At 70.8% G+C, this 25791-nt stretch carries 13 protein-coding genes and 1 pseudogene; 1 reads left to right on the top strand and 13 read right to left on the bottom strand.

Annotated elements, in window-relative coordinates; genetic code table 11:
* Nucleotides 1-9 precede the first annotated feature (9 nt).
* The 8 genes from ACH4SI_RS38380 to ACH4SI_RS38345 all read right to left on the bottom strand — a co-directional run bounded on the left by ACH4SI_RS38380 (nt 10) and on the right by ACH4SI_RS38345 (nt 20087).
* Nucleotides 10-1710, bottom strand: a complete 1701-nt coding sequence (locus tag ACH4SI_RS38380) for an ABC transporter ATP-binding protein (protein WP_398304336.1) — start codon at nt 1708-1710, stop codon at nt 10-12.
* Entirely contained in the window at nt 1697-12610 is a 10914-nt protein-coding gene (locus tag ACH4SI_RS38375) for an amino acid adenylation domain-containing protein (protein WP_398304489.1), read from the bottom strand. Before ACH4SI_RS38375 ends, ACH4SI_RS38380 begins: the two co-directional genes overlap by 14 nt.
* A gap of 87 nt (nt 12611-12697) precedes the next feature.
* Nucleotides 12698-14512: an ABC transporter ATP-binding protein gene (locus ACH4SI_RS38370; protein WP_398304334.1), complete on the bottom strand. Its 1815-nt coding sequence runs from the start codon at nt 14510-14512 to the stop codon at nt 12698-12700.
* Nucleotides 14509-15564: an iron-siderophore ABC transporter substrate-binding protein gene (locus tag ACH4SI_RS38365; RefSeq protein WP_398304331.1), complete on the bottom strand. Its 1056-nt coding sequence runs from the start codon at nt 15562-15564 to the stop codon at nt 14509-14511. The genes ACH4SI_RS38370 and ACH4SI_RS38365 overlap by 4 nt, the downstream gene beginning before the upstream one ends.
* An 88-nt stretch (nt 15565-15652) precedes the next feature.
* Nucleotides 15653-16558, bottom strand: coding sequence for an ABC transporter ATP-binding protein (locus ACH4SI_RS38360; RefSeq protein ID WP_398304327.1), 906 nt, complete (start codon nt 16556-16558; stop codon nt 15653-15655).
* A gap of 21 nt (nt 16559-16579) precedes the next feature.
* Entirely contained in the window at nt 16580-17644 is a 1065-nt protein-coding gene (locus tag ACH4SI_RS38355; RefSeq protein WP_398304324.1) for a FecCD family ABC transporter permease, read from the bottom strand.
* Complete coding sequence (locus ACH4SI_RS38350; protein ID WP_398304321.1) at nt 17641-18699, bottom strand: FecCD family ABC transporter permease; 1059 nt, start codon at nt 18697-18699, stop codon at nt 17641-17643. The genes ACH4SI_RS38355 and ACH4SI_RS38350 overlap by 4 nt, the downstream gene beginning before the upstream one ends.
* Before the next feature lie 17 nt (nt 18700-18716).
* Entirely contained in the window at nt 18717-20087 is a 1371-nt protein-coding gene (locus ACH4SI_RS38345) for a lysine N(6)-hydroxylase/L-ornithine N(5)-oxygenase family protein (protein WP_398304318.1), read from the bottom strand.
* A 246-nt stretch (nt 20088-20333) separates the two neighbouring features.
* Here ACH4SI_RS38345 and ACH4SI_RS38340 point away from each other — a divergent pair, with 246 nt between their 5' ends.
* Entirely contained in the window at nt 20334-21281 is a 948-nt protein-coding gene (locus tag ACH4SI_RS38340; RefSeq protein WP_398304315.1) for a methionyl-tRNA formyltransferase, read from the top strand.
* A gap of 62 nt (nt 21282-21343) precedes the next feature.
* Here the strand turns inward: ACH4SI_RS38340 and ACH4SI_RS38335 are convergent, their stop codons facing one another.
* The 5 genes and pseudogenes from ACH4SI_RS38335 to ACH4SI_RS38315 form a co-directional block, all read right to left on the bottom strand.
* Nucleotides 21344-22342, bottom strand: coding sequence for a sugar phosphate isomerase/epimerase family protein (locus ACH4SI_RS38335; RefSeq protein ID WP_398304312.1), 999 nt, complete (start codon nt 22340-22342; stop codon nt 21344-21346).
* A gap of 29 nt (nt 22343-22371) precedes the next feature.
* Entirely contained in the window at nt 22372-23568 is a 1197-nt protein-coding gene (locus ACH4SI_RS38330) for a Gfo/Idh/MocA family protein (protein WP_398304309.1), read from the bottom strand.
* Nucleotides 23569-23596: 28 nt separating this feature from the next.
* Nucleotides 23597-23914, bottom strand: a complete 318-nt coding sequence (locus tag ACH4SI_RS38325; protein ID WP_398304306.1) for an MFS transporter — start codon at nt 23912-23914, stop codon at nt 23597-23599.
* A 49-nt stretch (nt 23915-23963) separates the two neighbouring features.
* Nucleotides 23964-24302 (bottom strand): annotated as a pseudogene (locus ACH4SI_RS38320) (MFS transporter); the annotation flags it as partial.
* A gap of 290 nt (nt 24303-24592) precedes the next feature.
* Nucleotides 24593-25615 carry a sugar ABC transporter substrate-binding protein gene (locus ACH4SI_RS38315; protein ID WP_398304303.1) on the bottom strand — a complete coding sequence of 341 codons (1023 nt, stop codon included), beginning with the start codon at nt 25613-25615 and terminating at the stop codon, nt 24593-24595.
* Nucleotides 25616-25791 lie beyond the last annotated feature (176 nt).

Raw genomic sequence — 25791 nt, 5'->3', positions numbered from 1 at the left:
CGGACGCGTTCACCTGGCCACCGCCGCGCAGTAGCCCTCGTCGGTGGCGAGGAGGTTGCGGTGGGTGTCCTCGGCGGTGATGACGCCGTCGTCCAGGACGAGGACACGGTCGGCGGCGTCCAGGAGGGCCGGGCTGCTGGTGATCACGACGGTGGTGCGGCCCCGGCGCACCTTCGCGACGTTGCGCGCGATGAGCTGCTCGGTGACCGCGTCGACGGCCGTCGTCGGGTCGTGCAGGACGAGGACGTCGGTGTCGGCGGCGAGTGCGCGGGCCAGGGACAGCCGTTGGCGCTGCCCGCCGGAGAGGTTCGCACCGCGGTCGCGGACACCGTAGTCGAGCCCTTCTCGGTGGAGGGCGACGACGTCGGTCAGCATGGACGCCTCGACGGCCTCGGGCACCATCCCGCTGGTGCCCGACGGGTCGATGTTCGTACGGAGGGTGCCCGCGAAGATCTCCCCGTCGTACGGGTTCACCAGCATGTACGAACGGACCGCCTCGATCGACAGGTCCGCCAGCTCCTCTCCGCCGACCCGCACCACACCCTCGTACGTGTCGGGCGGGACGTTCACAGCCAGGACCGCCGCGAGGTCGGCCGCCGCGCGTGGCTGGTAGGCGGCGATCGCCACGAACTCGCCCGCGGCCACGTGGAACTTCAACCTGCGCAGGGTGCCGTACCGGACGCCGTCGATCTCGAGGTCGCCGCCCGCGGCCGGGTGCCCCGGCCCCGGGGTCGCCATCGGCGGCGCGGCCAGCACCAGCGCCATCCGCTCGGCCGACGCGCGCGCCATCATCACGTACTTCGGCATCTCCGAGAACAGCTTGAGCGGTTCCATGATGAACTGCGCCAGCCCCACGGCCATGACGAGTTCCCCGATGGTGATCCGGCCGCTCCAGGCCAGCGACCCCGCCGTCAGGGTCACGGCGGCGGCGAGGACCGCGTTGAGGGCCAGCGCGGTGCCCGCGTACACGCCGTTCACCTTGGCCACAGTGATCGCCTGGTGTTTCGCCTCCGTGCTGACCTTGCGGTACGACCCGAACGCCGCGTGGTTGCCGCCGAAGCCGTGCAGCGGGCGCAGCCCGGTGATCAGGTCGGCGACCTTCGCGCCCGCCCGCGCCACCCGGGCCTGCTGTTCGCGGGTGCTGGAGCCGATCCGTTTGGACAGGACGCTCAGGACCGACAGGATCGCGATGGTGCCCACGATCACCAGCAGGCCGAGGCGGATGTCGGCCAGGCCGAGCGCGACCGCCGCGACCAGCACCGCCACCAGCGAGCTGATCAGCAGCGGCACCACCTCGATGATGTCGGCGGTCTGGTCGGCGTCCTCGGTGGCGATGGTCAGCACCTCGCCGGACTTGAGGTCCACGTCCCTGGCCACCGGCTGGAGACCACAGGCGGCGACCTTCACCCGCCAGCGGTGTGCCTCGGTCGTGTTGGCCTTCTGCAGGATGCGCATCCCGAACCGCCACGACAGCGACACCGTCGTGATGATCACCGCCAAAGCGGCGATCGACAGGCCGAGCGCGCCGAGGCTGCGGTCCCGCATCGTGTGCTCGACGATCAGGCCGAGCGCGATGGGGAAGGCCGTCTCGCCTGCCTGGTACATGCCCATGAGGACGGTGCCCCAGGTCATGGCGCCCATGTTGCGGCGCAGTGCGGTACGGAGGATGTCGGAACCCGGTCGGGGCCGCTGCGTGTCAGGAGTTGTCATCAGGGTTGTCGTCGTTGTTGTCGAGATGGCGGGCAATCGCTTCCGGGGTTCGCAGGGTGAACAGGTCTCGGATCGTGATCACCGGACCGTACTCGCGGCGGAGCAGCCCGATCAGCCGCACCGCCACCATGGAGTGCCCTCCGAGGGACACGAAGTCGCTCACCGCGCTCACCTCGTCGTCGTCCAGGTCCAGCGCCTCGGCGAAGAACTCGCACACCACGGTCTCGGTCTCGGTCGCCGGCCCCCGCTCCCCCGCCGTGGTCAGCGCGCCCAGCGGCTTGGCCTCCGGCAGCGCCTTGATGTCGGCCTTCCCGTTCACCGTCAGCGGGATGCTGTCGACCTGGGCGTAGTGCGTCGGGCGCAGGAAGTCCGGCAGCCCGGCGCCCACCTCGGCGGCCACCTCCGCCAACTCCGCCCCCTCCAGCACCAGATAGGCGGCCAGCCGGTACGCGCCGTCCACCTGCGGGTCGGGCTGGGCGACCGCGGCGACGAACCGCACCGCCGGGTGGGCCGCGAACGCGGCCTCGACCTCGCCGAGTTCGACCCGGTGCCCCCGGATCTTGACCTGCTGGTCGGTGCGGCCCAGGTACATCAGGTTGCCGTCGGGCCGGCGGACCACCAGGTCCCCGGTGCGGTACATGCGCTCGCCGGGTTCGCCGAACGGGCACGCCACGAAGCGATGCGCGGTCTGGGCGGGCTGCCCGAGATAACCGCGCGCGATGCCGATGCCCGACACGTACAGCTCACCGGGTACGCCGTCCGGCAGCGGCCGCAGCCAGGGATCCAGCACGTGGACATCGGTGTTGTCGATCGCCACGCCCACCACCGGGTCCTGGCATTCGAAGGTGCCGACGCCGAGGGTGTTGATGGTGTACTCGGTGGGCCCGTAGAGGTTGTAGCCGACCGTCCCCTCGGTCTCGGCGAGCCGCCGCCACAGTGTCGGGGTGACGGCCTCGCCGCCCAGCAGCACCAGCGCGGGCCGCCGCGCCGGGTTGTCGAGCAGCCCCTCGGCCACCAGTTGCTGCGCGTACGTCGGGGTCACGTTGACGACGTCGATCCCGTGCTCCAGGCAGTACTCGACCAGCCGGGGCGCGTCCCGGCGCAACTCCTCGTCGCAGATGTGCACCTCGTGGCCGTCGGCGAGCCACAGCAGCTCTTCCCACGACATGTCGAAGGCGAACGACACGGTGTGCGCGATCCGGAAGATCCGGTGGCCGTGCTCCGCCAGCACCGGTTCGAAGATCCGGCGCTGGTGGTTGATCAGCATGTTGGTGAGCCCCGCGTACTCGGTCACCACGCCCTTGGGCTTCCCGGTCGATCCGGAGGTGTAGATGGTGTAAGCGGGGTGCCTCAGCCGGTCCGGGTCGTCCGGCGCGAACGTCGTATACGGCGCGGCCTCGGGAAGGGGCCGGTCCAGTTCGATCAGGTCGCCGGTGAGCCGGGGCGACACGGCGCTGACGGTGAGGATCACGTCCGGGCGGGCGTCCGCCACGATCGCGGCGATCCGCTCGTCCGGGTGGTCCAGCTCCAGCGGTACGTACGCGGCGCCGACGCGCAGCACGGCGAACAGCGCCACGAGGGAGTCGAGGGAGCGCGGGATCGCGAGGCCCACGGTCCGCTCGGGGCCGATGCCGCGCCCGGCGAGCACACCGGCCACGGCGCGGCTCCGGTCCCGCAGCTGGGCGAACGTCATGGCCGAGCCGTGGGCGACGAGCGCCACCCGCTGCGGATCGCGGTCCGCCGCGCGGTCGAACCGGTCGACCACGGTGTCCGTGCCGATGTCCGAGCGCGGTCCCGGCGAAGGCTGCGGCCCCAGCCCCCGCAGCACGCCGACCGGGCCGGTCGAGCGGGCCAGGTCCTCGAGCACACGCAGGTAGTGGCCGAGGAGACGACGGGCGTTCTCGGTGTCCTCGTCGCGGTACTCCAGCTTGACCGTGAGCCGGTCGCCGGGCGTGACGACCCAGGTGAACGGGTAGTGGGTGGAGTCGTCGGCCTTCACCGAGGTGATGCCGTGCCTGGCGTTCATCTCGGCGAACGCGTCCATGTCCAGGAAGTTCTGCAGCACGAACAGGGTGTCGAACAGGGTGTCGTGTCCACTGGCCCGCTGGATCTCGCCGAGCCCGAGGTGTTCGTGCTCCATCGCCTCGACCCGGGCCGCCTGGACGGCCGACAGATACGCGCCGACCGTGTCGTCCGGCCGGGCCCGTGTCCACAGGGGCACGGTGTTGAGCAGCACACCGACGATGCCGTCCAGCCCCTCGCCCTCCCGGCCGGATACGGTCACGCCGAACACGGCGTCGCTACGGCCCGTACGGGCTCCCAGCAGCAGGCCGAACGCGCCGGTCAGCACCGAGTTCAGCGTGACACCGTGCGCCCTGGCCGCTTCCCGCAGCAGGTCCGACAGCTCGGCGGACAGCGTGTGCACGAGGGTGCCCGGAAGCCCCTCCGACAGGGACGGCGCCGGTCCGGCGATCAGCGTCGGGCCGGGGAGACCGTCCAGGTGTGCCGCCCAGAACCGCTCCGATACGGCGGAGTCCCTGGCGTCGAGCGCCCGGGCGTGGTCCTCGAAGCTCGGCGTGGCCGGGGCCGGGGCGGGCAACTCGCCCGCGAGCACGGCCCCGTAGGCGTCGAACAGCTCCCGCAGCACGATCTCGCGGGACCAGCCGTCCCACAGCAGCAGGTGGTAGCTGAGCAGCAGCCCGTCGCGGTCGTCGGGCAGACGCACCACGGTCAGCCGGATCAGCGGCGGCTCCCCCGGATCGAATCCGGTGTCGCGGTCCCGGGCGCGCAGGGCGTCGACCTCCGCGTCCGTGGCGAGGGCGACCGTACGGACATCGACACGTCGGTTCGCCCCCAGGACCTGGACCGGGTTTCCGTCGTCGTCGGTGGCGAATCCGGCGCCCACGGCCGGGTGGCGCCCCATCACATACGCCATCGCCTCGGCCAGCGCGTCGGTGTCCAGGCGCCGGTCGAAGGTGAACCAGCTCTGCGCGACATAGGGTCCGGCCGCGCCCGCCATCTGGGCCTGGAAGAACAGGCCCCGCTGGAGCGGAGTGACCGGCGCGGTGCGCTCGGCCGTCACGGAGGCGTCGCCGATGTGTTCCAGCGCGCGCCGCCAGTGCTCGGTGATCTCGTCGGGGATGCCCTCGGCGAGGGTGAACTCCGCGTGCAGGCTTCCGGTGGCCCCGTCGGTCCAGGCGTTGACCTCGACGGCGTACGGGCTGCCCTGATCGCCGCCGATGAGGCGGGGCGCCTGGGACTCGTCGCCCCGGCCGAGGTAGTTGAACAGCACCTGTGGGCGGAGGTTGAGCAGCGGGGCCGTCTGCGGGTTGAGGTATCTGAGCTGCCCGTAGGCGACGTGTCCGCGCTCGTCCGGCTGGCGTTCGGCCACTTCATACGCCGCCGCGACGGGATCGGTGTGCGCGGTGAGCCGTACGGGCGCGATGGAGGTGAACCAGCCGACCGTGCGGGTGTAGTCGTGATGTTCCAGCGCCGGGACCCGGCCGTGCCGCTCCAGCTCGATCGCGAGGTCGGTGGGTGCCGGCTGGGTGTGGGTCAGCGCGGTGCGCAGCGCGCCGCACAGCAGCTCGGTGAGCCCGACGCCGAGTGCCGCGGGCGCGGTACGCGTCACGCGGTCGCTCACGTCGGGGGCGAGGGCGACCGTTCTCTCACGCAACTCGCCTATTTCCGGTAGGAGTTCGGGAGCCTGGAGGGTCTTGACCCAGTGTCCGAGGCCGTCGATGGCCTGGGCCGACCGGAGAGCCAGCGCTTCGGCGTACTCGGCGTACGACGTGGTCGGCGGCGCCAAGGGCTCCCGGCGCAGGGCGGCGGCCAGGTCGTCCAGCAGGACCAGCCAGGACACCGAGTCGACGGCGAGGTGGTGCACGGTGACCACCAGGGTCCGGCTCGCCGCCAGCCACGAGAACGCGGCCACGTCACCGGACTCGGGATCGAGCCGTCCGGCGGCCTCGTTCGCCACGGCCGTCGCGTCGGTGGTGTCCGTCGTCACGACGGTGACCTCGCGGGCGGGCTCGGTGCGCAGTGCCCACACCCCGTGCTCGACGCGCAGCCGCAGCCGGAGGGCCGGGTGCGCGGCCACGACGGCGTTCGCGGCGCGCCGCGCGTCGGCGAACCCGGTGCCCTCGGGGGCCACCAGCGTTCTGGCCTGGGCGAACCGGGCAAGCGATCCACCCAGTTCCCGCTGGCGCAGGATGATCGGCGTCGGCGGGAGCGGGCCGTCCTCGCGGCGGGCGGGCGTGGGCGCCGGGGCGGCCTGCGGGGTGCGCGTGCCCAGGTGGTCGGCGAGCGCGCGCGGTGTCCTGAACAGGAACACGTCCCGTGGCACGATCGGCAGACCGAGGGCCCTGGCCCGGTTGATCACGGTGATGGCGACGATGCTGTCGCCCCCGGCTCTGAAGAAGTCGGTATCGCCGTCCACGGCCGATCCGGGCAGCGTCTCGGCGAAGATGCCGACCAAGGCGGCAAGGGCGTCGTCACTCGCGGCCACCGGGGGGCCGCCCTGTGCGGCCCGTTCGCTCAGGGCCTCGCGGTCCAGCTTTCCGTTGACCGTCAGCGGCAGCGCGTCGACCGGCAGCACCCGCCCCGGCACCATGTGCACGGGCAGCTTCTCGGACAGCAAGGCGGTGAGGTCGCCGGGCGCCCGGCCCACGATGTGCGCGACCAGATGGTCGCCGCCGTCCGCCACGGTGACGGCCGCGTCGACCACGCCGTCGAGTTCCCTGATCGCGGCCTCCACTTCGCTGGGCTCGATTCGGAAACCCTTGAGTTGGATCTGATCGTCGGCGCGGCCGGTGAACTCCAGCTCGCCATCGAGGGTACGGATGGCGAGGTCGCCCGTGTGGTACATGCGCGAGCCGTCGCCCGCGAACGGGTTCGCCACGAACCGGCCCGCGGTGAGCCCCGGCCTGCCGAGGTAGCCGAGCGACACCTGATCGCCGGCGACATAGATGGCGCCCACCCGGCCCGGCGGCACCGGCCGAAGGCGGTCGTCGAGCAGATGGGTGACCAGGCCGGGGATCGGGCCGCCGATCGGACTGACGTCGTCGCCTGCGCGGAAGTCCTCGTCGGTCAGGACCCGGTGGGTGACATGGACGGTGGTCTCGGTGATGCCGTACATGTTGACCAGCTCGGGCGATCCGGTGCCGTGCCGCTCGACCCAGCCGCGCAGCCGCCCGAGGTCCAGCGCCTCGCCACCGAAGATGATGCGGCGCAGCCCGGGCAACGGCGTCCCGGCATGCCGATCGGCCTCGATGAACTGGTAGAACGCCGACGGGGTCTGGTTGAGCACCGTCACCCCGCGCTCGCGGACCAGCCGGTGGAAGTCGACCGGCGAGCGGGTCAGCCCGTACTCCGGCACCAGCAGCTCACCACCGTGCGCCAGCGCGCCCCACAGCTCCCAGACGGCGAAGTCGAAGGAGGAGGAGTGGAACTGGACCCATACGTCGTCCGGGCCGAAGTCCATGTCGGGCCGGGTGTTCGCGAGCAGCGTCACCACACTGGAGTGCGGGACGACGACGCCCTTGGGCCTGCCGGTCGATCCGGACGTGTAGATCACGTACGCGGGATCGTGCCAACCGGCCTCGGGCCCGGACCCGGTGGTGGCCGACGGCTGCTCGTCTCCCTGAACGAGCACCGGCGCCCGCACGCCCGCCCGGGCCAGCAACCGCGTGAAGCGGTCGCGCTGGTCACGGGCCACGAGGACGACCTGCGGCGCGGCGTCGGCGAGGATGTACTCCAGCCGTTCGTCCGGATACGCCAGGTCCAGGGGTACGTAGGCGCCGCCCGCGCTGACGATCGCCACCAGCGCGACCACCTGCTCGACGGAGCGCGGGACGGCCACGGCGACCCGCTTGCCCGGGCCGGCCCCGGCCGCGCGCAGGGCCGAGGCCAACTCGCCTTTTTCAGCGGCCAGTTCGCCGTAGCTGAGGGAACGGGTGCTGCCGTCGAGACCGCACTGGGTGACGGCGGTGGCGGCCGGGTCGCGCTGCGCGGCGGCGTCGAACAGCGCGCCCAGCGTGGTCGGGGCGATCGACGCCACGGGATGCCGGGCATCCTCCGGCGTCAGGGCGTCGACCAGGGCGTCCGGCCGGGTGAGCAGGCCGGTGAGGGCCTGGGTGAAGGTACGCAGGATCGCCCGCGCGGCCACCTCCCGCAGCAGTTCGCCGTCGTAGATCAGGTTGAAACGCGGACGGCCGTCGAGCGCGCGCTCGACCACCAGCGTCAACGGGTAGTGCGGAGCGCCCTCGTTGAGGATGCCGGTGATGACGAGCGTGTCGTCGGGCCGTCGCAGCGCGGCCACGTCGGTGGCCACGTCGAACACCACCAGGGTGTCGAACAGCGTGCCCGCGCCGGCCTGGCGGCCGATCCTCGCCAGTGAGACATGCTGGTGCGGCAGGACCGCGCTCTGGTGCTCCCGCACCGAGGCGAGCAGGTCACGGGCCGTGGTGGCACCGGCCCACCGGGCGCGCACGGGGATCGTGTTGATGAACAGCCCCACCATGTCCTCGATGCCGGGCACCTCCACATCCCGCCCGGACACCGTGGAACCGAATACCACGTCCCTGCCGTGCAGGATGCCGCCCAGCGTCACCGCCCAGGCGCTGTGCACGGCCACGCTCAGCGGCACACCGGCCGCGCGCACGGCCGCGTCGATGTCGTCCTCCGGCTCCACGGCGGTGTCGGCGAACCGCTCGGACGGGGTGTGCCCCTCGGCGACCAGCCAGGGGCCGGGCAGCCCGGCGAGCTGATCGCGCCACACCCGGTCGCTCTCGCCGTCGTCGCGTCCCGCGAGCCGTCGTGCGTAGTCGGGGAAGCCGCCGGTCGGGTAGAGCGTCCCCGGCGCGTGGTACTCGGCCAGCAGCGCACGGAGCATCGGCGGAACCGACCAGCCGTCGGCGATGATGTGGTGCACGGTCTGCACCAGCGCGTTCCGGCCGGGGCCCCCGCGGATGAGCGTGTAGCGCATCAGCGGACCCGCCGCCAGGTCGAACCCGGCGCGGCGGTCCCGCTCGGCCAGGGCGCGGATCTCCTCGTCGGTGATGCCGGGGCGGTCCAGCGTGGTGAAGGGCGCCGCCACACCGCTCTCCAGCACGGAGACCACGCGACCGTCGGCGAGGGCCGTGAACCGCGCGGCCAGGTTCGGGTAGACCGTGAGCAACCGCGTTGCCGCTGCCGCGAGCCGGCCGGCGTCCACCTCGCCGTCCAGGGTCAGCAGCTGCTGCTCGACGTAGGCGCCCGGCGAGTCGTCGTCGAAGACCGAGTGGAAGTACAGGCCCTCCTGCAACGGGGTCAACGGCAGGATGTCACGCAGCGCCGGGCCGTCCAGGGCATCGACATCGGCCTGCGTCAGCGGCACCGGGCCGAAGTCACTGGGCGAGTGGCCGCCCCGCTCGAGCGCGGCCAGCCCGGCCAAGGTCTCCTGGTAGTACGCGCCGATCGTCGCGATGTCCTCGTCGGTGAACATGCCGTCGGGCCAGGAGATGGTGGTGATCAGTTCGTACGCGCCATCCTGGGCGGGTTCGGTGATGGCATTGAACTCCAGGGCGCGCGGCAGCCGCATCCTCGGGTCCCGCTTCTCGCCCAACTGCCCTGTACCGCACGCGAGTTGCCAGTCCTCGGACGTGCCCGCGTCAAAGCGGCCCAGGTAGTTGAACAACACCTGTGGTGCGGGGGCGTCGAAGGCGGTGTCGTGCAGGTAGCGCAGGGCACCGTAGGAAACGCCGTTGCCCGGCACTCGGGCGAGGTCTTCCTTGACCGCCTTGAGCGCGGCGGCCAGGTACGCGGGCGCGGTGAAATCGGCTGCCGCGCCGGGGTCCACGGTCGCCGGGAACAGCGTGGTGAACCAGCCCACGGTCCGCGACAGCTCCGGTTCAAAACCGGCGGTGTCCGCCACGAACCGTCCTTCGCGGCCATGGCCCTCCAGTTCGATGTGCGCGAACGTCTGATCCTGTCCGAGGTCGCGGCGCCATCGGGCGAGGGTGACGGCGAGCGCGGTCAGCAGCACATCACCCACGCCCGCGTGGAACTTCGCGGGAATCTCGCCCAGCAGCGCGGCCGTGACGCCGGGACCGGCCGAGACGGTCCGCACCCGCTCGCGGGCGACGGTGTCGGTCTCGGACAGCGCGCGCCTGCCCACGGGCCCGTCCGTGCCCGGCAGGGGCCGCCGGTAGTACGCGCGGTCCGCGTCGAAATCGGCCTGCTCCAGCAACTGCGTCCAGCGCCGGAACGACGTGCCCACCGGGGGCAGCGCGATCGGCTCGCCCGAGGCGAACTGCCGCCACGCCGTGGCCAGGTCGTCCATCAGGACACGCCAGGACACGCCGTCGATCACCATGTGATGGACGACCACGACCAGTTGCCGTGCCTCGCGCCGCCAGACGGCACGCAGCATCGCACCGCCCGCCGGGTCCAGTCCGCCGGTGGCGAGCGCGACGCACTCGTCGAGCGGCCGGTCGCTCTCCTGCCACGACACGACGGCCTGATCCGCCTCCGGGATGTCGAAACCCCAGCGGTCGCCGCGCACCAGCCTGGCGCGCAGCATGTCGTGCCGCCGGACGACGGCGGCGAGGAGCGCGTCGAGGGCGTCGGCGGTCAGGTCCGCCGGCGTGTTCAGCACGACCGACTGCACGAAGCCACGAATCGCGTCCGTGGTCTCGCCGAGCCACTGCACGATGGGTGATCCCACGACGGACCCGGTCGCGACGTCGCCGTGGTCCACGGCGGAGGTGTCCGCGACGAGCGCCACCGCCGCCAGCGCCCCGACGGTGCTGTGGGAGAAGATGTGCCGTGCCGTGAGGTGCAGGCCCGCGTCGCGCACCGCGCTCAGAAGCGAGATCGCCAGCAGGCTGTCCCCGCCGAGCTGGAAGAAGTCCTGGTCGACACCGACCTCGTCCAGCCGCAGCACCCTCGCGACCGCCGCGCACACCACACGCTCGTTCTCGGTGGCGGGCGGAACGAGCGAGCCCTTCCCGACCACGGGTTCCGGCAGCGCGCGGCGGTCGAGCTTGCCGTTCGCGGTCAGCGGGAACTCCGTCATCACCACGATGTGGGCGGGCACCATGTACTCCACCATGTGCTCGGCCGCCCACGCCCTGACCTCGTCCGCGCGCAGCTCCTCGCTCCCGGCGGCCGGGATCACGTACCCCACCAGGTAGGTGCCGCCCGCCGCGTTCTTCTTGGCGACGACGCAGGTGTGCCGTACCCCGGGGTGCTCCGCGAGACCGACCTCGACATCCTCGATCTCCAGCCGCATGCCGCGGATCTTGATCTGGTTGTCGGCCCGGCCGAGGAAGTCCAGCGACCCGTCCGGGGCGAACCGCGCGAGGTCACCGGTCCGGTACAGCCGGGACCCATCCCCCGCGAAGGGGTTCGCCACGAACCGGGACGCCGTGAGGCCGGGGGCGCCGATGTAGCCCCGCCCGAGGAGGAACCCTCCCACGTACAGTTCGCCGCCGACCCCGACCGGGACCGGGCGCATTTCGTCGTCCAGTACGTACAACTGGGTGTTGGGGTTGGCCTTGCCGATCGATGTCGACAGGCGTTCCGCCGCGCCCCGGTAGATGACGTGGGAGACGCCGATCGTCGTCTCGGCCGGGCCGTAGCCGTGGTACAGCGGGATGTCGAGGCGGGTGCGGAACCGCTCGTACAGCTCCGGGGTCAGCACCTCGCCGCCGCACCACACGTGCCGCAGGCTGTCCAGCCGTCCGGAGTCGCCCGCGATCTCCAGCAGCACGTCCAGCATGGACGACACCAGGTAGGTGAAGGTGACGCGCTGTTCGGCGATCACGCTCAGAAGATGGTGCGGATCGCGTTCGCCACCGGGCCGCAAAACCACCAGCCTGCCGCCGTGCACCAGCGGCAGGAAGATCTCGTTGATGGAGATGTCGAAGGACAGCGGCGCCTTGAACAGGGACGCGTCGTGATGGCCGAAGCCCAGGATCTCGTTGCCCTGCCACAGCAGACGCTCGCTGATCGCCTCGTGCCGGATCATCGCGCCCTTGGGCCGCCCGGTGGAACCGGATGTGAAGATCACGTATGCCAGGGCGTCGCCGGGGACGGTGACCCCGGTGCCCTCCGCGGGGTACGAGCCGAAGCGCCAGTCGCCGAGGTCGACGGCCACGGCTTCCGGTTCGCCCGGGTCGCGCTCGCCCGAGTCGTTGATTTGCGCCACGACCTGGGCGTCGTCGATGACGACGGCGCGGCGCGCGGCGGGCCACTGCGGATCGAGCGGTACGAACGCACACCCCGCCTGGAGCACCCCGAGCAGCCCGATCACCATGTCGGCGGAGCGGCCGAGGGAGATGCCGACGACCTGCTCAGGTTGCAGTCCACGGTCGAGCAGATGGTGGGCCAACTGGGCGGACAGCTCAGCTGTCTGACGATAGGTCAGCGAGCGGTGCTCGTCAACGATGGCGACGGCGTCCGGCCGGGTCCGCGCCTGCTCGCGGAACATCTCCACGATGGCCGGGCGGACCCGGTCGGCGTGGGTGGCGTTCCACTCGGCCAGCGTGTCGAGCCTCGCCGCCACACTGGACGGGCCGATCGTGCCGAGGGGACGGTCCGGGAAGTCGGCCAGGTCGTCCAGCGCGAGCTGTACGTCGGCCGGTACGACGCCTTCGGGGAGGGTGATGCTCCGGCCGTCCGCGCCGACCTCCCAACCACCGGGCGTGGCACCGCCGTTGTCGACCCAGCCGAGGACATCGGCGAAGAGGATGGCGGGGCTGAGGTCGATGCCGTCGGGGCTCCGGCCCGTCGCCCAGTACGACAGCCCGATGGCGCACGCTTCGGCGATGGTCCTGTCGGAGAAGTCACCGGTGCGCCGGCGTACGTCGGAGAGACGCGTGGGAGAAAGCACTACGCGACGAGCACTCGGTTCCCTCATCGAAGACTCGGCCATCGAAGACTCAGCATTCCTTCCACGTCACGAAAAGCACGTCACGAAAACCACGTCATGAAAACCTCACCCGCGTCAGAGGGTGCTCTCGCTGCCTTCTCGCCAGGCCCGCCACAGTCGCGCGTACCGCCCGTCCAGGGCCACCAGTTCCTCGTGGGTTCCCTGCTCCACCACGTGTCCCGCGTCCAGCACGGCGATCCGGTCCGCCGCCATCGCCTGGGTCAGCCGGTGCGCCACTAGCAGCGTGGTCCGGCCCGCACACGCGGCCAGCACCGCCCGCTCCAGTTCGGCGGCGCCCTCGCTGCCCGCCTCCGCGGTCGACTCGTCGAGTACCACCACCGGCGACCGGCCCAGCACCAGCCGGGCCAGGGCGATCTGGGCGACCTTGGTGACGTCCAGCCGCTCGCCGCCTTCGCCGACCATGGTGTTCAGTCCGTCGGGCAGCGCGTCGACCCACCCCTCGGCGCCGACCGTGCGCAACGCGTCCATCAGCTCGGCGTCGGTCGCCTCCGGCGCGGCCAGCCGCAGGTCGTCGGCGAGCGGGCCGGAGAACACATGCGTGTCCTGCGTCAGGATGCTCACCAGGGCCCGCGCCCCGGCCTCGTCCAGACCGGCGAGGTCGGTCGGCCCGATGTGCACCGACCCGGCCTGCGGGGTCCCGATGCCCGCGATCAGCGCGGCCAGGGTCGTCTTGCCCGCCCCGGTCGCCCCCACCAGCGCGAGCGAACCACCGGCCGGGATCGTCAGGCTGACGTCCCGCAGGACCGGATCCTCGGCGTCGGGATAGCGATACGTCAGCCCCTCCACCCGCACCGAATGCGGCACGGCGTCCGCCGGCGTGACGGCCGCGTCACCCACCAACCGGTCCTCCGCGGCCTCCCCCAGCACCCCGACCAGCCGGGTCAGGCTCGCGCCCGACTTCTGCGCCTCGTCGAAGGTGAACATGATGGAGCCCAGCGGGGTGAACAGCCGGTGGAACATCAGCGGGGCCGACGACACCTCGCCCAGGCTGGCGGCGTCGGCCTCCAGCAGGGCGTACCCCACCACGAGGATCAGGGTCAGCCCGATGAACTCGGCGCGGTTCTCCCTGCCGACGAATCGGCCGAAGAACCGGAACACCTCGATACCGAGATCGCGCACCCGCCAGGACTCACGGGTGACCTTCTCCCGGAAGGCGCCCTCCAGGCGGTACGCCCGGACCGTGTCGATCCCGTTCAGGCCGCTGATCAGCGCCTGCGCACGGTCGGCCTGCGCCGCCCGCTGCTTCCGGTACAGCGGGGCGGAGCGGGGCAGGTACCAGCGCAGGGCCAGCGCGTACGCGGGCAGCGCGCCGGCGCCCGCCAGGCCGAGCCGCCAGTCCAGTCCGAACATGCCGATCGTGGCGATGGCGACCAGCACGCCCGCCGAGAACACCGTCGGGACGGCGGTGCGGATTCCCTTGGACAGGACGGCCACATCGTCACCGACCCTGGAGAGCACGTCCCCCCGGCCGACCTGCTCGACCCGGGCGCTCGGCATCCCCAGCACCGCGCGGACGGCGCCTTCCCGCAGCCGCGCGAGCAGATCCGCGCCCAGCCGCCCGATCAGATAGGTCGACGCCGCGGTGGCCGCCGCGCCGAGCAGTGCGGCGGCCCCCATCAGCACCCCGATCGTGACCAGGGCCGAGCGTGGTTCGCCCTCGGCCACCCCGTCGACCACCCGGCCGAGCAGGAGCACCGGGAGCACTTGGAGCGCCGCCCCGGCCACCGTGGTGAGCACGGTGGCGGCCGTCAGCCAGGGCACCTCGCGGCAGTGCGCCGCGACCCATCGGGTGGCCACGCGTCCGGTGGCCGTACGCAGCGTGACCGTGCGCGGGGTGGCGGGGGTGGCACGCGCGTCGGTGACGCTCACACCTGACCGGCCGACTTGACGAGCTGGTCGATCGCGTACGGCAGGGACAGCAGGGTGCTCTGGGACATGGCCGCGCCAACGGCCGGGCCCTCACTGTCCAGCAGGTACGACACGTTGCCCTTCTTCACGGCGTCCAGGTTGGTGAACAGCTTGAACTTCTTCAGCGCCCGCTGGTCCGCCTCGTCGTTGATGACGAAGATGCGGTCGGCGTCGACCAGGTCGACGCGCTCCGGGGAGAGGACGGTGAAGAACTTTCCGTCCGCGACCTTGTCGACCTTGGCCTGGTAGCCGAAACCGATGCCCGTCACCAGCCGTCCGCGCACGTCGGTGGAGGTGAACGGCGCCACCGAGTTCTTGTACCAGGACAGCGCGACAGCAGTCCGGTTCGCGAACTTCGGATGTGCCTTCTTGGCCGCGGCGAGCTTGTCCTGAATGCCCTGCACCAGCTCGGTGCCCTCGTCCTCCTTGCCCAGCGCCTTGGCGATCTGCACCGCGCTGTCCTGCCAGGGGGCGCTGAACGGCTCCTTCTCGCCCTTGGTGCGGCCCACCGTCGGGGCGATCTTGGAGAGCTTGTCGTAGGCGGCCTTGTCGATCTCGGAGTAGACGGCCACGATCAGGTCCGGCCGCAGGGCGGCGATCTTCTCGTAGTCGGGGCCGGTGTCGCCGTTCTTCATGACGACCTCGGGCCGGGTGTCGCCCCACTCGCCCTTCACCCAGGGCCACTGGGTGTTGATGTCGGGCCTCTTGCCCGCCGGGTTCGGGTACTGGTCGACCATGCCGACCGGCTTGACGCCGACCGCCAGCATGGCCTGGTCGTCCGTATAACCGAGGGAGACCACCCGCCGGGGCGCCTCAGTGATCTTCGTGGATCCGAACGCGTGCTCCACGGTGACCGGGAACGCTCCGGAGGCGGCAGCCGGGGCATCGTCGTTCGCGTTGTCCCCCGAGTCGGAACCGCATCCCGCGAGGAGCCCGACGCCGAGGGCCGCGGCGGAGAGTGCCGCCGCTAACCGCCGCCAAGGCGTCGTACGCGTCGTTCTGTGGAGGAGCATCCGGAATCCCTTTGCTGTCGCACTGTCCGCTACGCCCCTGTCCCAGGGCAGGCAAACTTTATCCCGCACAAGTGAGGCTAGCCTAGCCTTACTTGGATATTTCTTGGCCGTGACCTGGCCGGGGCTGGTCCGGCCGGACGTGAGTGCGGCCGATCGGCACGATGAGCGGCCGGTCCCCCACCGGGTCGTCAATCACGGCGGCACGCAGCCCGAAAGCCTCGTCCAGCAGCTCGGCGGTGATGACGTCGCGCGGATGCCCCTGCGCCAGGATCGAACCCGCCCGCATCACGATGAGGTTGTCGCTGTACCGCGTGGCCAGATTGAGGTCGTGCAGCACCATGACCACGGTGCGGCCCGACTCGTGCAGGTCGTCCACCAGGTCCAGCACGTCGATCGCGTGCGCCAGGTCCAGATAGGTGGTCGGCTCGTCGAGGAGCAGCAGGTCGGTGCCCTGGGCCAGGGCCATCGAGATCCAGACGCGCTGACGCTGCCCGCCGGACAGCGAGTCGACCGGGCGGTCGGCCAGGTCCGACACCCCGGTCATGGCCAGCGCGCGCGCCACGACACCGGCGTCGTCCGACGACCACTGCCGCAGCCAGCTCTGGTGCGGATGGCGCCCCCTGGCGACCAGGTCGGACACCGTCAGCCCCTCCGGCGCGACCGGCGCCTGCGGCAGCAGGCCCAGCTTCTTCGCCACGTCCCTGGTCCTGAGCGCCGCGATGTCCTCGCCGTCCAGCACGACGATCCCCTCGGCCGGCTTGAGCAGCCGCGTCAGGGTGCGCAGCAGCGTGGATTTACCGCAGCCGTTGGGACCGATGATCGTGGTGATCACGCCCGGCGGGATCGCCACGTCCAGGCCGTCGATGACGTTCCGTCCGCCGTACCCGACCGTGACGCCCCTGGCCGCGAGCCGTGAGAGGCCCTGGGCCCCGGACTCGATCCCGGTGTCGGTCGCCGTGACGCACTCGGCGCTCACAAGCTCCCCTGTGTTCATGTCTGCCCGACTCCTTGTCAGCTACCTGAGGTTCGCCCGCACCAGCAGATGGACGAGGAAGGGGCCACCGATCGCGGCGGTGACCACGCCGACCGGAAGCGCGATCGGCAGTGCCGTGCGCGCGACCAGGTCGGCACCGATCAGCAGCAGCGCGCCCACCAGGCCGGAGGCCGCCATCGGCGGCGTCGGACACCTCGCCAGCCGCATCGCCACCTGCGGCGCCACCAACGCGACGAACAGGACCGGGCCCGCCACGCTCACCGCCACACCGGCCAGCAGCACCGCGCACAGCAGCAGGACGGCCCGCACCATCGAGTACCGGACGCCCAGGCCCGCGGCGACCTCGTCCCCCAGGTGCATCGGCTTGAACTGGAACGCGGCACAGGACACGACGGCCAGAAGGACGAGCGTGCACCACATGCCCGTCCGGACCTCGCCCCACGAGCGGTTGTCCAGCGAGCCGACCAGCCACGCCTGAGCCCGGGCCACGTCCTTGATGTCGGCCGTGACCAGCAGCCATGTCGTGATCGCCTCCATCACGGCGCTCACCGAGATGCCGATGAGGATGAGCCGGAAGCCGTCGATCCCGCGCCGCCACGCCAGGAAGTACACCAGCAGCCCCGTGCCGAGACCGCCCGCGAGCGCCGCCACGGACAGGCCCACGGCGTTGACGACCGCCGCGGCCGCCCCGCCCGACACCGTCACCAGGAACACCGAGACCGCGCCGGCGCCCCCGGTGATTCCCAGGATGTCCGGGCTGGCCAGCGGATTGCGCGCGATGGACTGCGTCAGCGCCCCGGACACCCCCAGCGCGATCCCCACCACGAGCCCGGCCAGGGCGCGCGACATCCGCAGGTCCATGATGACGAACTGGTCGACCCGCTCACCCCCGCCGAGGACCGTGGCGATGACCCGGGACAGGCCGATGGGGAACTCCCCGACGCCGATGGACAGGCAGAACATCAGGAACGTCGCCGCCGCCAGCAGCAGCGTGACGCACACGAGCCACGGCCGCCACACGAACGACACCTGGCCGAGCCGCATACCCGGCGCCACCACCGATCGCTTCACGTCTGTTCCGCTCATGCGCCCTTGAACTTTCCGCGCCACACCAGCGCAGCGAAGAACGGGGCGCCCAGCAGCGCCACGACCACACCCGCGTCCAACTCCCCCGGCCGCACCACCAACCGCCCCACGATGTCGCAGACCAGGAGGACGACGGCGCCGAGCAGACCCGCGTACGGCACCAGCCAGCGGTAGTCCGGCCCGGTCAGATACCGGGCCACATGGGCCACCATGAGCCCGAGGAACGCGATCGGGCCGCACGCCGCCGTCGCCGCGCCCGCCAGCAGCGTGATGGCGACGATGCCGATGGCCCGGTTCAGCGCGATGTTCACGCCCAGCCCCCGCGCCACGTCGTCCCCCAGGTTGAGCAGGTTGAGGGCGGGCAGCGTGGTCAGCGCCAGCACCAGCCCGGCCGCGACGAACGCGGCCACCGGTCGGATGACGTCGAATCCGACACCGGCCACGGAGCCCGCGTTCCAGAACCGCAGCGCGTTCAGCGACTTCTGGTCCGCCAGCGCGACCGCCGTGGTCATCGCCGCCAGGAACACCGTGATCCCCTGCCCGGCCAGGGCGAGCGTCAGTGGATTGCCCGCGCCCCGGCCGATGCTCGCCAGTCCGAACACGACGACCCCGGCGACCGCCGCCCCCAGGAAGGCGAACCAGACGTACTGGAACGGGTCGGCGAACCCGAACAGGGTGATCACCGACACCACGGCGAACGAGGCGCCGGAGTTCACCCCCAGAAGGCCTGTGTCGGCGATCGGATTGCGCGTGTACCCCTGGATCAGCGCCCCGCCGACCCCCAGGGCGATGCCCGCCACGATCGCGAGCACCGTCCGGGGCACCCGCACCGTCCGCACGATGAGCCGGATCTCGGTGAGCCGCTGGTCGGCGTCCGGCCCGGCGAACAACCCGTGCCACACCTCGGCGGGACTCAGCGCGCGCGCACCGACGGCCAGCGACACCGCCCCCGCGACCACGAGGACCACCACGAGCGCGCCAAGACCCACACCCCGCCGCCGACGGACCTCTGTCACGCCCCCGGACACGGGGCGTTCGATTGCGGTCGTGCCCATGTCTGCGTACGTCATCCCTATCGCGCGGTGCTGCCGACTCCGTCGGCCACCCGCCGGGCCTCACCGGAAGCGGACGTGACACCCCGGTCGAGGAGCGAGTCCAGGATCTCGCCGACCCTGATCGCGGTGTTGGACAGCAGGGACGAGGTGATGCCGTGGGTGTGTTCCGTGCCGCCCTGCAGATAGATGCCGCAGCGCAGGCCGGGGTCGGTCGCGATGCGGTAGTCACGCTCGACGCGGACCCGGCCGTCGTCGTCGCGGAGGCAGCTGTCGGCGACTGTGCCCAGGAGGTCGATCGGGTCGACGGGGCTGTAGCCGGTGGCGAACACCACGACGTCGGCGTCCAGCAGCGTCTCCTCGCCGGTGACGAGGGACGTCACGGTGGCACGGACCTGGGCGGGGGTCTCCTTGACGTCGGTGAGCCGGGACACGTTGAGGAAACGCAGCCGCTCGGCGCCGAGGACCTTCTCCCGGTACATCTGCCGGTACAGGTCGTCGATCAGGTCGATGTCCACCACGGAGTAGTTGGTGTTGCCGTGGTAGCCCATCAGCTGCCGCTTGATGTCCTCGGGCGCGGCGAAGTAGTCGTCGACCGCCTCGGGGTCGAAGATCCGGTTGGCGAAACCGCTGTCGTCGGCGGGGCTGTAGCCGTAGCGGGAGAAGACCGCGCACACCTCGGCTCCGGGGAAGCGGCGGTGCAGGTAGGCGACGTTCTCGGCGGCGCTCTGCCCGGCGCCCACGACGATGAACCGGGAGGGCGAGGTGCCCTCCAATCCGTCGGCTTTCGCCAGCAGTTCGGAGGTGTGCCAGACGCGGTCGCCGCGTTCCACGCCCTCCGGCATGAGGGGACGCAGTCCGGTGCCGATGACGAGGTTGCGGGCCCGGTGGACTTCCAGCCCCTCCCCCGACCGGACCGTGACGTCGACGTACTCCACGCCTCCGTCACCGACGACGGGCGCGACGGCGACGACCTCGTGACCGTAGGAGACCATGTCCTCGACCTTGGCCGCGGCCCACTCGAAGTAGTCGTGGAACTCCACCCGCAGCGGGAAGAGGTTCTTGTGGTTGATGAAGTCGATCAGCCGCCCCTTGCTCTGCAGGTAGCAGAGGAAGCTGAACTCACTGGCCGGGTTTCGCAGCGTCACCAGGTCCTTGAGGAAGGACACCTGCATGGTCGCGTCGTCGATCAGCATGCCGCGGTGCCAGCCGAAGCGCGGCTGCTGCTCGAAGAAGTGGGCGCTGATCGCCTCGTGTCCGTCGACACGTGCGTTGTACTCGCCGAGTGCGATCGCCATGGCCACATTGGACGGTCCGAAGCCGATGCCAATGAGGTCGTGGACCGGTAAGTCGCGGACCGGCAATGCGTCACCAGCAAGAACCCGTGACATGTCACTCCCATCGTGCGGGGCAATCGCCTGTCAGGCGTGCGGAAGGTGCGAAGGGTGGGCACGCCGACGGAGCGACACGCCAACAATTTAGGTGAGCCTAAGCTAAACCGGTGGGGCTGTCGATAGGTCACCGCGGGGAATTGGGTGTCCGCACTCGTCAACTGGGCGATCACATAGGTCCGTTGCAAGATAAGGTAAGCCTTGCTTTACTTGCCCAGGTCATCCCCTGCTTCGAGGAGGAACCCCATGCGGGTCGTCATGTTCGGCTACCAGACCTGGGGGCACCGCACCCTGCAAGCCCTCCTGGACTCCGAACACGACGTCTTATTGGTGGTGACGCACCCCAAGAGCGAGCACGCGTACGAGAAGATCTGGAGCGACTCCGTCGCCGACCTCGCCGACGAGCACGGCGTCCCGGTCCTGATCCGCAACCGCCCCGACGACGACGAGTTGTTCGAACGCCTCAAGGAGGCCGACCCGGACATCATCGTGGCGAACAACTGGCGGACGTGGATCTCTCCGCGCATCTTCGGCCTGCCGCGCCGCGGCACGCTGAACGTCCATGACTCGCTGCTGCCGAAGTACGCCGGGTTCTCCCCGCTGATCTGGGCCCTGATCAACGGCGAACCCGAAGTGGGCGTCACCGCGCACATGATGAACGAGGAGCTGGACGCCGGCGACATCGTCCGGCAGGAGGCGGTTCCGGTCGGACCGACGGACACCGCCACCGATCTCTTCCACAAGACCGTCGAGCTCATCGCCCCGGTCACGATCGGCGCGCTCGACCTCATCGCCTCCGGGCGGACCGAATTCACCAAACAGGACCGGTCTCAGGCGAGCTTCTTCCACAAGCGGTCCGTCGAGGACACCCGCATCGACTGGACCTGGCCGGCGCAGGACCTCGAACGCCTGGTCCGCGCCCAGTCCGAGCCGTACCCCAGCACCTATGCCTTCCACCGGGGCAGGCGACTGGAAATCCTGGCCGCGGTCGTGTCCCAGGGCCGGTACGGAGGCACTCCCGGCCGCATCTTCTACCGCGAGGGCGACGGCGTGGTGATCGTCGCCGGAGCCGACGCCCGCACCGGCCGCAATCACGGCCTGGCCGTCACGCGCGTACGGACCGAGGACGGCCACGAGATGGCCGCCACCGAGTACTTCACCTCCATGGGCGGCTACCTGACCAGCCACCCCTGACGCGCGACAGACGAAAGGCCCCGTACCCGCTGCCGCGGATACGGGGCCACGCGTGGGACGGATCAGAGGTCGGCCGCGGCGCCGCGCAGGTTCTTGGCGGCCAGGGCGAGCCCCTCGGTCCGGGAGTAGGCGGCGTCCTCGTGCTCGATGTTCACCGCCATGTCCGGGTCGACCTCCGCGAGGGCGCGCAGGAACTCGGTCCAGTAGGCGGTGTCGTGTCCGAGGCCGACGGCGACGAACTTCCACGCCGGGTTCTCCGGCCAGGCGTTGCACCAGAAGCCGTAGCCGGTGGGCACCTTGCCCGGGGCGTCGGCGGGCACACGGGTGAACGACGAGTCCAGAACGCCACGGATGTCGGCGCCGGGGCACAGCGTCGCGTCCTTCGCCGCGGCGTGGAACACCAGCGGACCGAGCCACTTGATCGAGGCCACGATGTCCATGCCCTGCCACATCAGGTGCGAGGGGTCCATCTCCGCGCCGACGTGGGTGGCGCCGGTCTCGTCGACCAGCCGCTTCAGGGTGACCGGGGAGAACACCACGTTGTGCGGGTGCATCTCGACGGCGACGCGGACGTCGTTCTCCCGGGCCAGCGCGTCGACTTCCTTCCAGAACTCGACGGCCACGCCCCACTGGTAATCCAGGACGTCCATGTAGACGCCGTCCCACGGGTTCACGACCCAGGACGGGTACTTGGCGTCGGGGTCGGAGCCCGGTGTGCCGGACATGGTCACCACATGCTTCACCCCGAGCAGACCCGCGAGCCGGATGGTGCGGCGCAGGTCGTCGGCGTGTTTCGGGCCGACCCCGGGCAGCGGGTTGAGCGGGTTGCCGTTGCAGTTGAGGCCGGTGAGTTCCATCCCGCGATCGGCGAAGGTGGCCAGGTACTCCTCCCGTGCGGTGGCCGAGGACAACAGCAGGTCGACCGGGCAGTGCGGGGCGGGGATGAAGCCACCGGTGTTGACCTCCACGGAGGTCAGGCCGTTCTCCTCGAGGATGTCGAGGGCCTCGGTGAGCGTGCGGTCGTGCAGACAGGCGGTGTAGGCGCCGAGCTTGAGAGCCATGGGCTCCTTTCTCCTTCGTACGGGGGTGGTCAGGAAGTGGCCGGGATGGTGACGGCGGCACCGCCGTTGTGGGAGGACTCGACGACGGCCTGGATGATTTCCATGGTCCGCAGCCCGTCGGCGAAGGTGGCGCAGGCCGGCAGCGGGTCGGTGACACCTGCGACCTCGTCGAGGAAGGCACGGGCCTGGAAGGTGAACATCTCGGCGTTGCCGCCGCCCACCCCCGGTGCCTCCATCGGGTAGCCGCCCTTGAAGTACGGCATCTGCGGACCGGCGATGATGTGGCGCGCACCGCGGGTGCGGGCGTCCGGCTGGGCGTCGTCGAAGAGGTACTCGGCGGGCCGGTGCTGGTCGAACGCCGCCCGGCCGCCGAGCCCCACGATGTCGAAGCCGAGCCCGTTGGGCAGGCCGAAGGCGGTGCGTGAGAGCGAGAAGGTGCCCACGAGTCCGGACTCGAAGCGCGCGGTGAAGGACGCGGTGTCCTCGTTCTCGACCTCGCCGAACTCGTCGGAGACGGGGGCGGCGTTGTGGCCGACGACCGCGCCCAGCGGCAGCGGGCGCTTGGGGATCTGCCTCGACAGCGAGGAGCCGGAGACCGCGGCGATGGGCCCGGCGATGTACTCGGCGGTGTCGATCACGTGCGCGCCGATGTCCCCGAGTGCGCCGGAGCCGGGACCGCCCTTGAAGCGCCAGCTCAGCGGCCCGTTCGGGTCGGTGGCGTAGTCACACCAGTAGCGGCCGCTGAACAGCGTGAGGTCGCCCAGCTCACCGCGCTGGACGTGGTCACGGACCGCGGAGATGGCGGGCGAGCGCCGGAAGGTGTAGCCGACAGCCGTCACGACGTCGGCGGTGCGCTCCAGCTCGGCCATCGCGCGGGCGTCCTCGAGCGATCCGGCCAGGGGCTTCTCGCACAGCACGTGCTTGCCCGCGGCGACCAGGGCCTCGGCGATCGGACGGTGCAGATCGTTGCCGACGACGATGCTGACGGCGTCGATCGTCGGGTCCTCGGCCACCGCCTCCCAGCTGGGGAGCGCCTTCTCGTACCCGTACCGGCGGGCGGCGTCCTCGCCGAGTTCGACGTTGGCGTCGGCTATGGCGGCCAGGCGGACCGGCGGCAGGCCGGCCGCGAAGACCGTGTTGACGTTGCGGTAACCGGCGGCGTGGGTGCGGCCGGCCATGCCGGCTCCGATTACCGCGACGGAAAGGGGCTTGCCGGACGTGGCCATGGGGGTGCCTTTCAGCGTGTGGGGGTGGTCAGGTCGACGTGGCGTGGACGGTCAGGCGGCGGACTGGCCGCGCAAGCATGGACGCCAGGACGCGGTAGCTGCGTGCGGCCGACACGGGCGGGACCAGAAAGCAGAACGCGATCAGCACCAGCGACACGGTGACGCCGACCTGTCCGGTCAGCAGCATCGGGCGCCGCCCGTACCGGCCCAGCAGCCACATGCCGGTGGAGACGGCGAGCACCGCGACGACGCCGTTGACGATGGTGGCGGTCAGCGCGGCCTGGGTGCCGAGTCCGGTGTCCAGCAGGATCGTGGGCGCGAAGCGGCTCGACCACCTCCGGGTCACGGATGAGGCCCAGGGTGCGGGCGGCGTCGTCGAACCGGCCGCGGGAGGCGAGCCGGCGCGGTGACTCGGGCACGAACGGCATGCCGATCCACAGCAGCACGGCCGGGATCGCGGCCAGTGCGAGCATCCAGCGCCAGACGCCGCCTTCGCCCATGGTCTTCGCGATGACCGCGTTCGAGGTGTAGGCCAGGAGCTGGCCGGTCACGATCATCAGCTCGTTCTGGGTCACCAGCCGGCCGCGGTGTGCGGCGGGGGCCGGCTCGGCGATGAAGACCGGCACGGTGGCGGACGCGCCTCCGACGGCGAGCCCGAGCGGGATCCGGAAGAGCGCCATCACCGCGAGGTCCGGTGCGAGCGCGGTCCCCAGGGCGCCGATGAAGAACAGCACGGCGAGCCCGAGGATGGCCCGCTTGCGCCCGTAGCGGTCGGAGAGGCCTGCGGCGAAGCATGGTCCGTGACGGCGTTGCTTTGTATGGGGGCCTGGGGCGCGTCGTCCCTGACGTCCATGACCACCTCCTACGGGTTGGTGTGCGGGTGCGGTGAGCCAGCCGGGTTCAGGTGCCACGCGCAGGATTAAAGCGCTTTAAGAGCCGCTCGGCGAGTACGATGCCCTCCACGGAAATGTCATGTCAATAGATTGTCTCTACGGTGTGACGCGGCCCGATGGGCCGCGGCTCGTCACCGGTTGCCCTTCTCGGCGAACGCGGCGACGGTGTCCACGTTGCCCTTGTCGACGAACGCCGGACCGGTCAGCACGGGTTGCTCGCCGCCACCGCTGTAGTTGCCGTTGTTCTTGTAGAGCCACAGGGAGTCGATCGCCAGGTAGCCCTGCAGATAGGGCTGCTGGTCCACGGCGAACTGGACGCTGCCCTTCTCGATGGCGGAGATGAGCTGCTTGTTGAGGTCGAAGGTCGCGACCTTGGCCTTGCTGCCCACCTCGGACGCCGCCTGCGCGGCCGTGAGCGCGAACGGGGCGCCGAGGGTGACCACTTCGTCGATGGACTTGTCCTGCCTGAGCTTGGCGCTGATCGTCGACTTCACCGAGGGCATGTCGGTGCCGTTGACGTAGAGGATGTCCGTCTTGCCGCTGAAGGTCTTCTTCACTCCGGCGCAACGTTGTTCAAGGTTGACGTCCCCCTGGGCCTGGATGACACACAGGGCGTGCTTGGCGCCGGTGGTGTCGATCTTGCTGCCGAGTGCCCGGCCGGAGATGGACTCGTCCTGGCCGAAGAAGGAGAGCAGGTTCTGCTTCTTCCAGACGGACATCCCGGCGTTGAAACCGACGACCGGGATACCGGCCTTCTCGGCCTTGGCGACCGCGGCCCGCATGGCGTCCGGCTTGGCCAGGGTGACAGCGATGCCGTCGACCTTCTGGTTGATCGCGTTCCGCACCAGATTGGCCTGGTCGGCCGCGTTCTCGTCGCTGGAGTAGACGAGCTTGACGTTGTCCTTGGCGGCGGCGGCCTGGGCGCCCTTGCGGATGGTGTCCCAGAAGGTGTCACCGGCGGGAGCGTGGGTGACCATCGCGATCGTCATGCGCGGAGTGGTGGCCTTGCCTGCGGACACGTTGCTGCCCGCCTCTTCGGCCTTCTTCCCACCGGAACTGGAACAGCCCGCGAGGACCAAGGCGGTCGAGGCGGCCACGGCCACGACGGGAGCGACTCTTCGGGAGCGGGAGCGGGAAAGGGAAACGCGGTTCATGGCTCGTGCACCTCACTGTGCGACTTGCTGGGGGACGGGAGGGAGGGACAGCAGACCGAAGCGGCGCGCGCCGCGCGCTTCGTCGGGATGGCCGAACACCCGGACGCAGCCGGGAGCGACCGGAGCGATTAAAGCGCTTTAAGTGCTGGTACTATCGACTCGTTTCGAGAGGGTGT

The sequence above is a fragment of the Streptomyces sp. NPDC021212 genome (assembly GCF_044332925.1).
Classification (GTDB): domain Bacteria; phylum Actinomycetota; class Actinomycetes; order Streptomycetales; family Streptomycetaceae; genus Streptomyces.
The sequence above is the reverse complement of the archived record's forward strand: the minus strand, read 5'-3'. Positions and strand labels throughout refer to the sequence as shown.

What these genes read in the sequence shown, in the direction of transcription:
- ACH4SI_RS38380 (WP_398304336.1), bottom strand. Translation starts at nt 1,710, where the DNA reads ATGACAACTCCTGACACGCAGCGGCCCCGACCGGGTTCCGACATCCTC.
- ACH4SI_RS38375 (WP_398304489.1), bottom strand. Translation starts at nt 12,610, where the DNA reads ATGAGGGAACCGAGTGCTCGTCGCGTAGTGCTTTCTCCCACGCGTCTC.
- ACH4SI_RS38365 (WP_398304331.1), bottom strand. Translation starts at nt 15,564, where the DNA reads ATGCTCCTCCACAGAACGACGCGTACGACGCCTTGGCGGCGGTTAGCG.
- ACH4SI_RS38360 (WP_398304327.1), bottom strand. Translation starts at nt 16,558, where the DNA reads ATGAACACAGGGGAGCTTGTGAGCGCCGAGTGCGTCACGGCGACCGAC.
- ACH4SI_RS38355 (WP_398304324.1), bottom strand. Translation starts at nt 17,644, where the DNA reads ATGAGCGGAACAGACGTGAAGCGATCGGTGGTGGCGCCGGGTATGCGG.
- ACH4SI_RS38350 (WP_398304321.1), bottom strand. Translation starts at nt 18,699, where the DNA reads ATGGGCACGACCGCAATCGAACGCCCCGTGTCCGGGGGCGTGACAGAG.
- ACH4SI_RS38345 (WP_398304318.1), bottom strand. Translation starts at nt 20,087, where the DNA reads ATGTCACGGGTTCTTGCTGGTGACGCATTGCCGGTCCGCGACTTACCG.
- ACH4SI_RS38340 (WP_398304315.1), top strand. Translation starts at nt 20,334, where the DNA reads ATGCGGGTCGTCATGTTCGGCTACCAGACCTGGGGGCACCGCACCCTG.
- ACH4SI_RS38335 (WP_398304312.1), bottom strand. Translation starts at nt 22,342, where the DNA reads ATGGCTCTCAAGCTCGGCGCCTACACCGCCTGTCTGCACGACCGCACG.
- ACH4SI_RS38330 (WP_398304309.1), bottom strand. Translation starts at nt 23,568, where the DNA reads ATGGCCACGTCCGGCAAGCCCCTTTCCGTCGCGGTAATCGGAGCCGGC.
- ACH4SI_RS38315 (WP_398304303.1), bottom strand. Translation starts at nt 25,615, where the DNA reads ATGAACCGCGTTTCCCTTTCCCGCTCCCGCTCCCGAAGAGTCGCTCCC.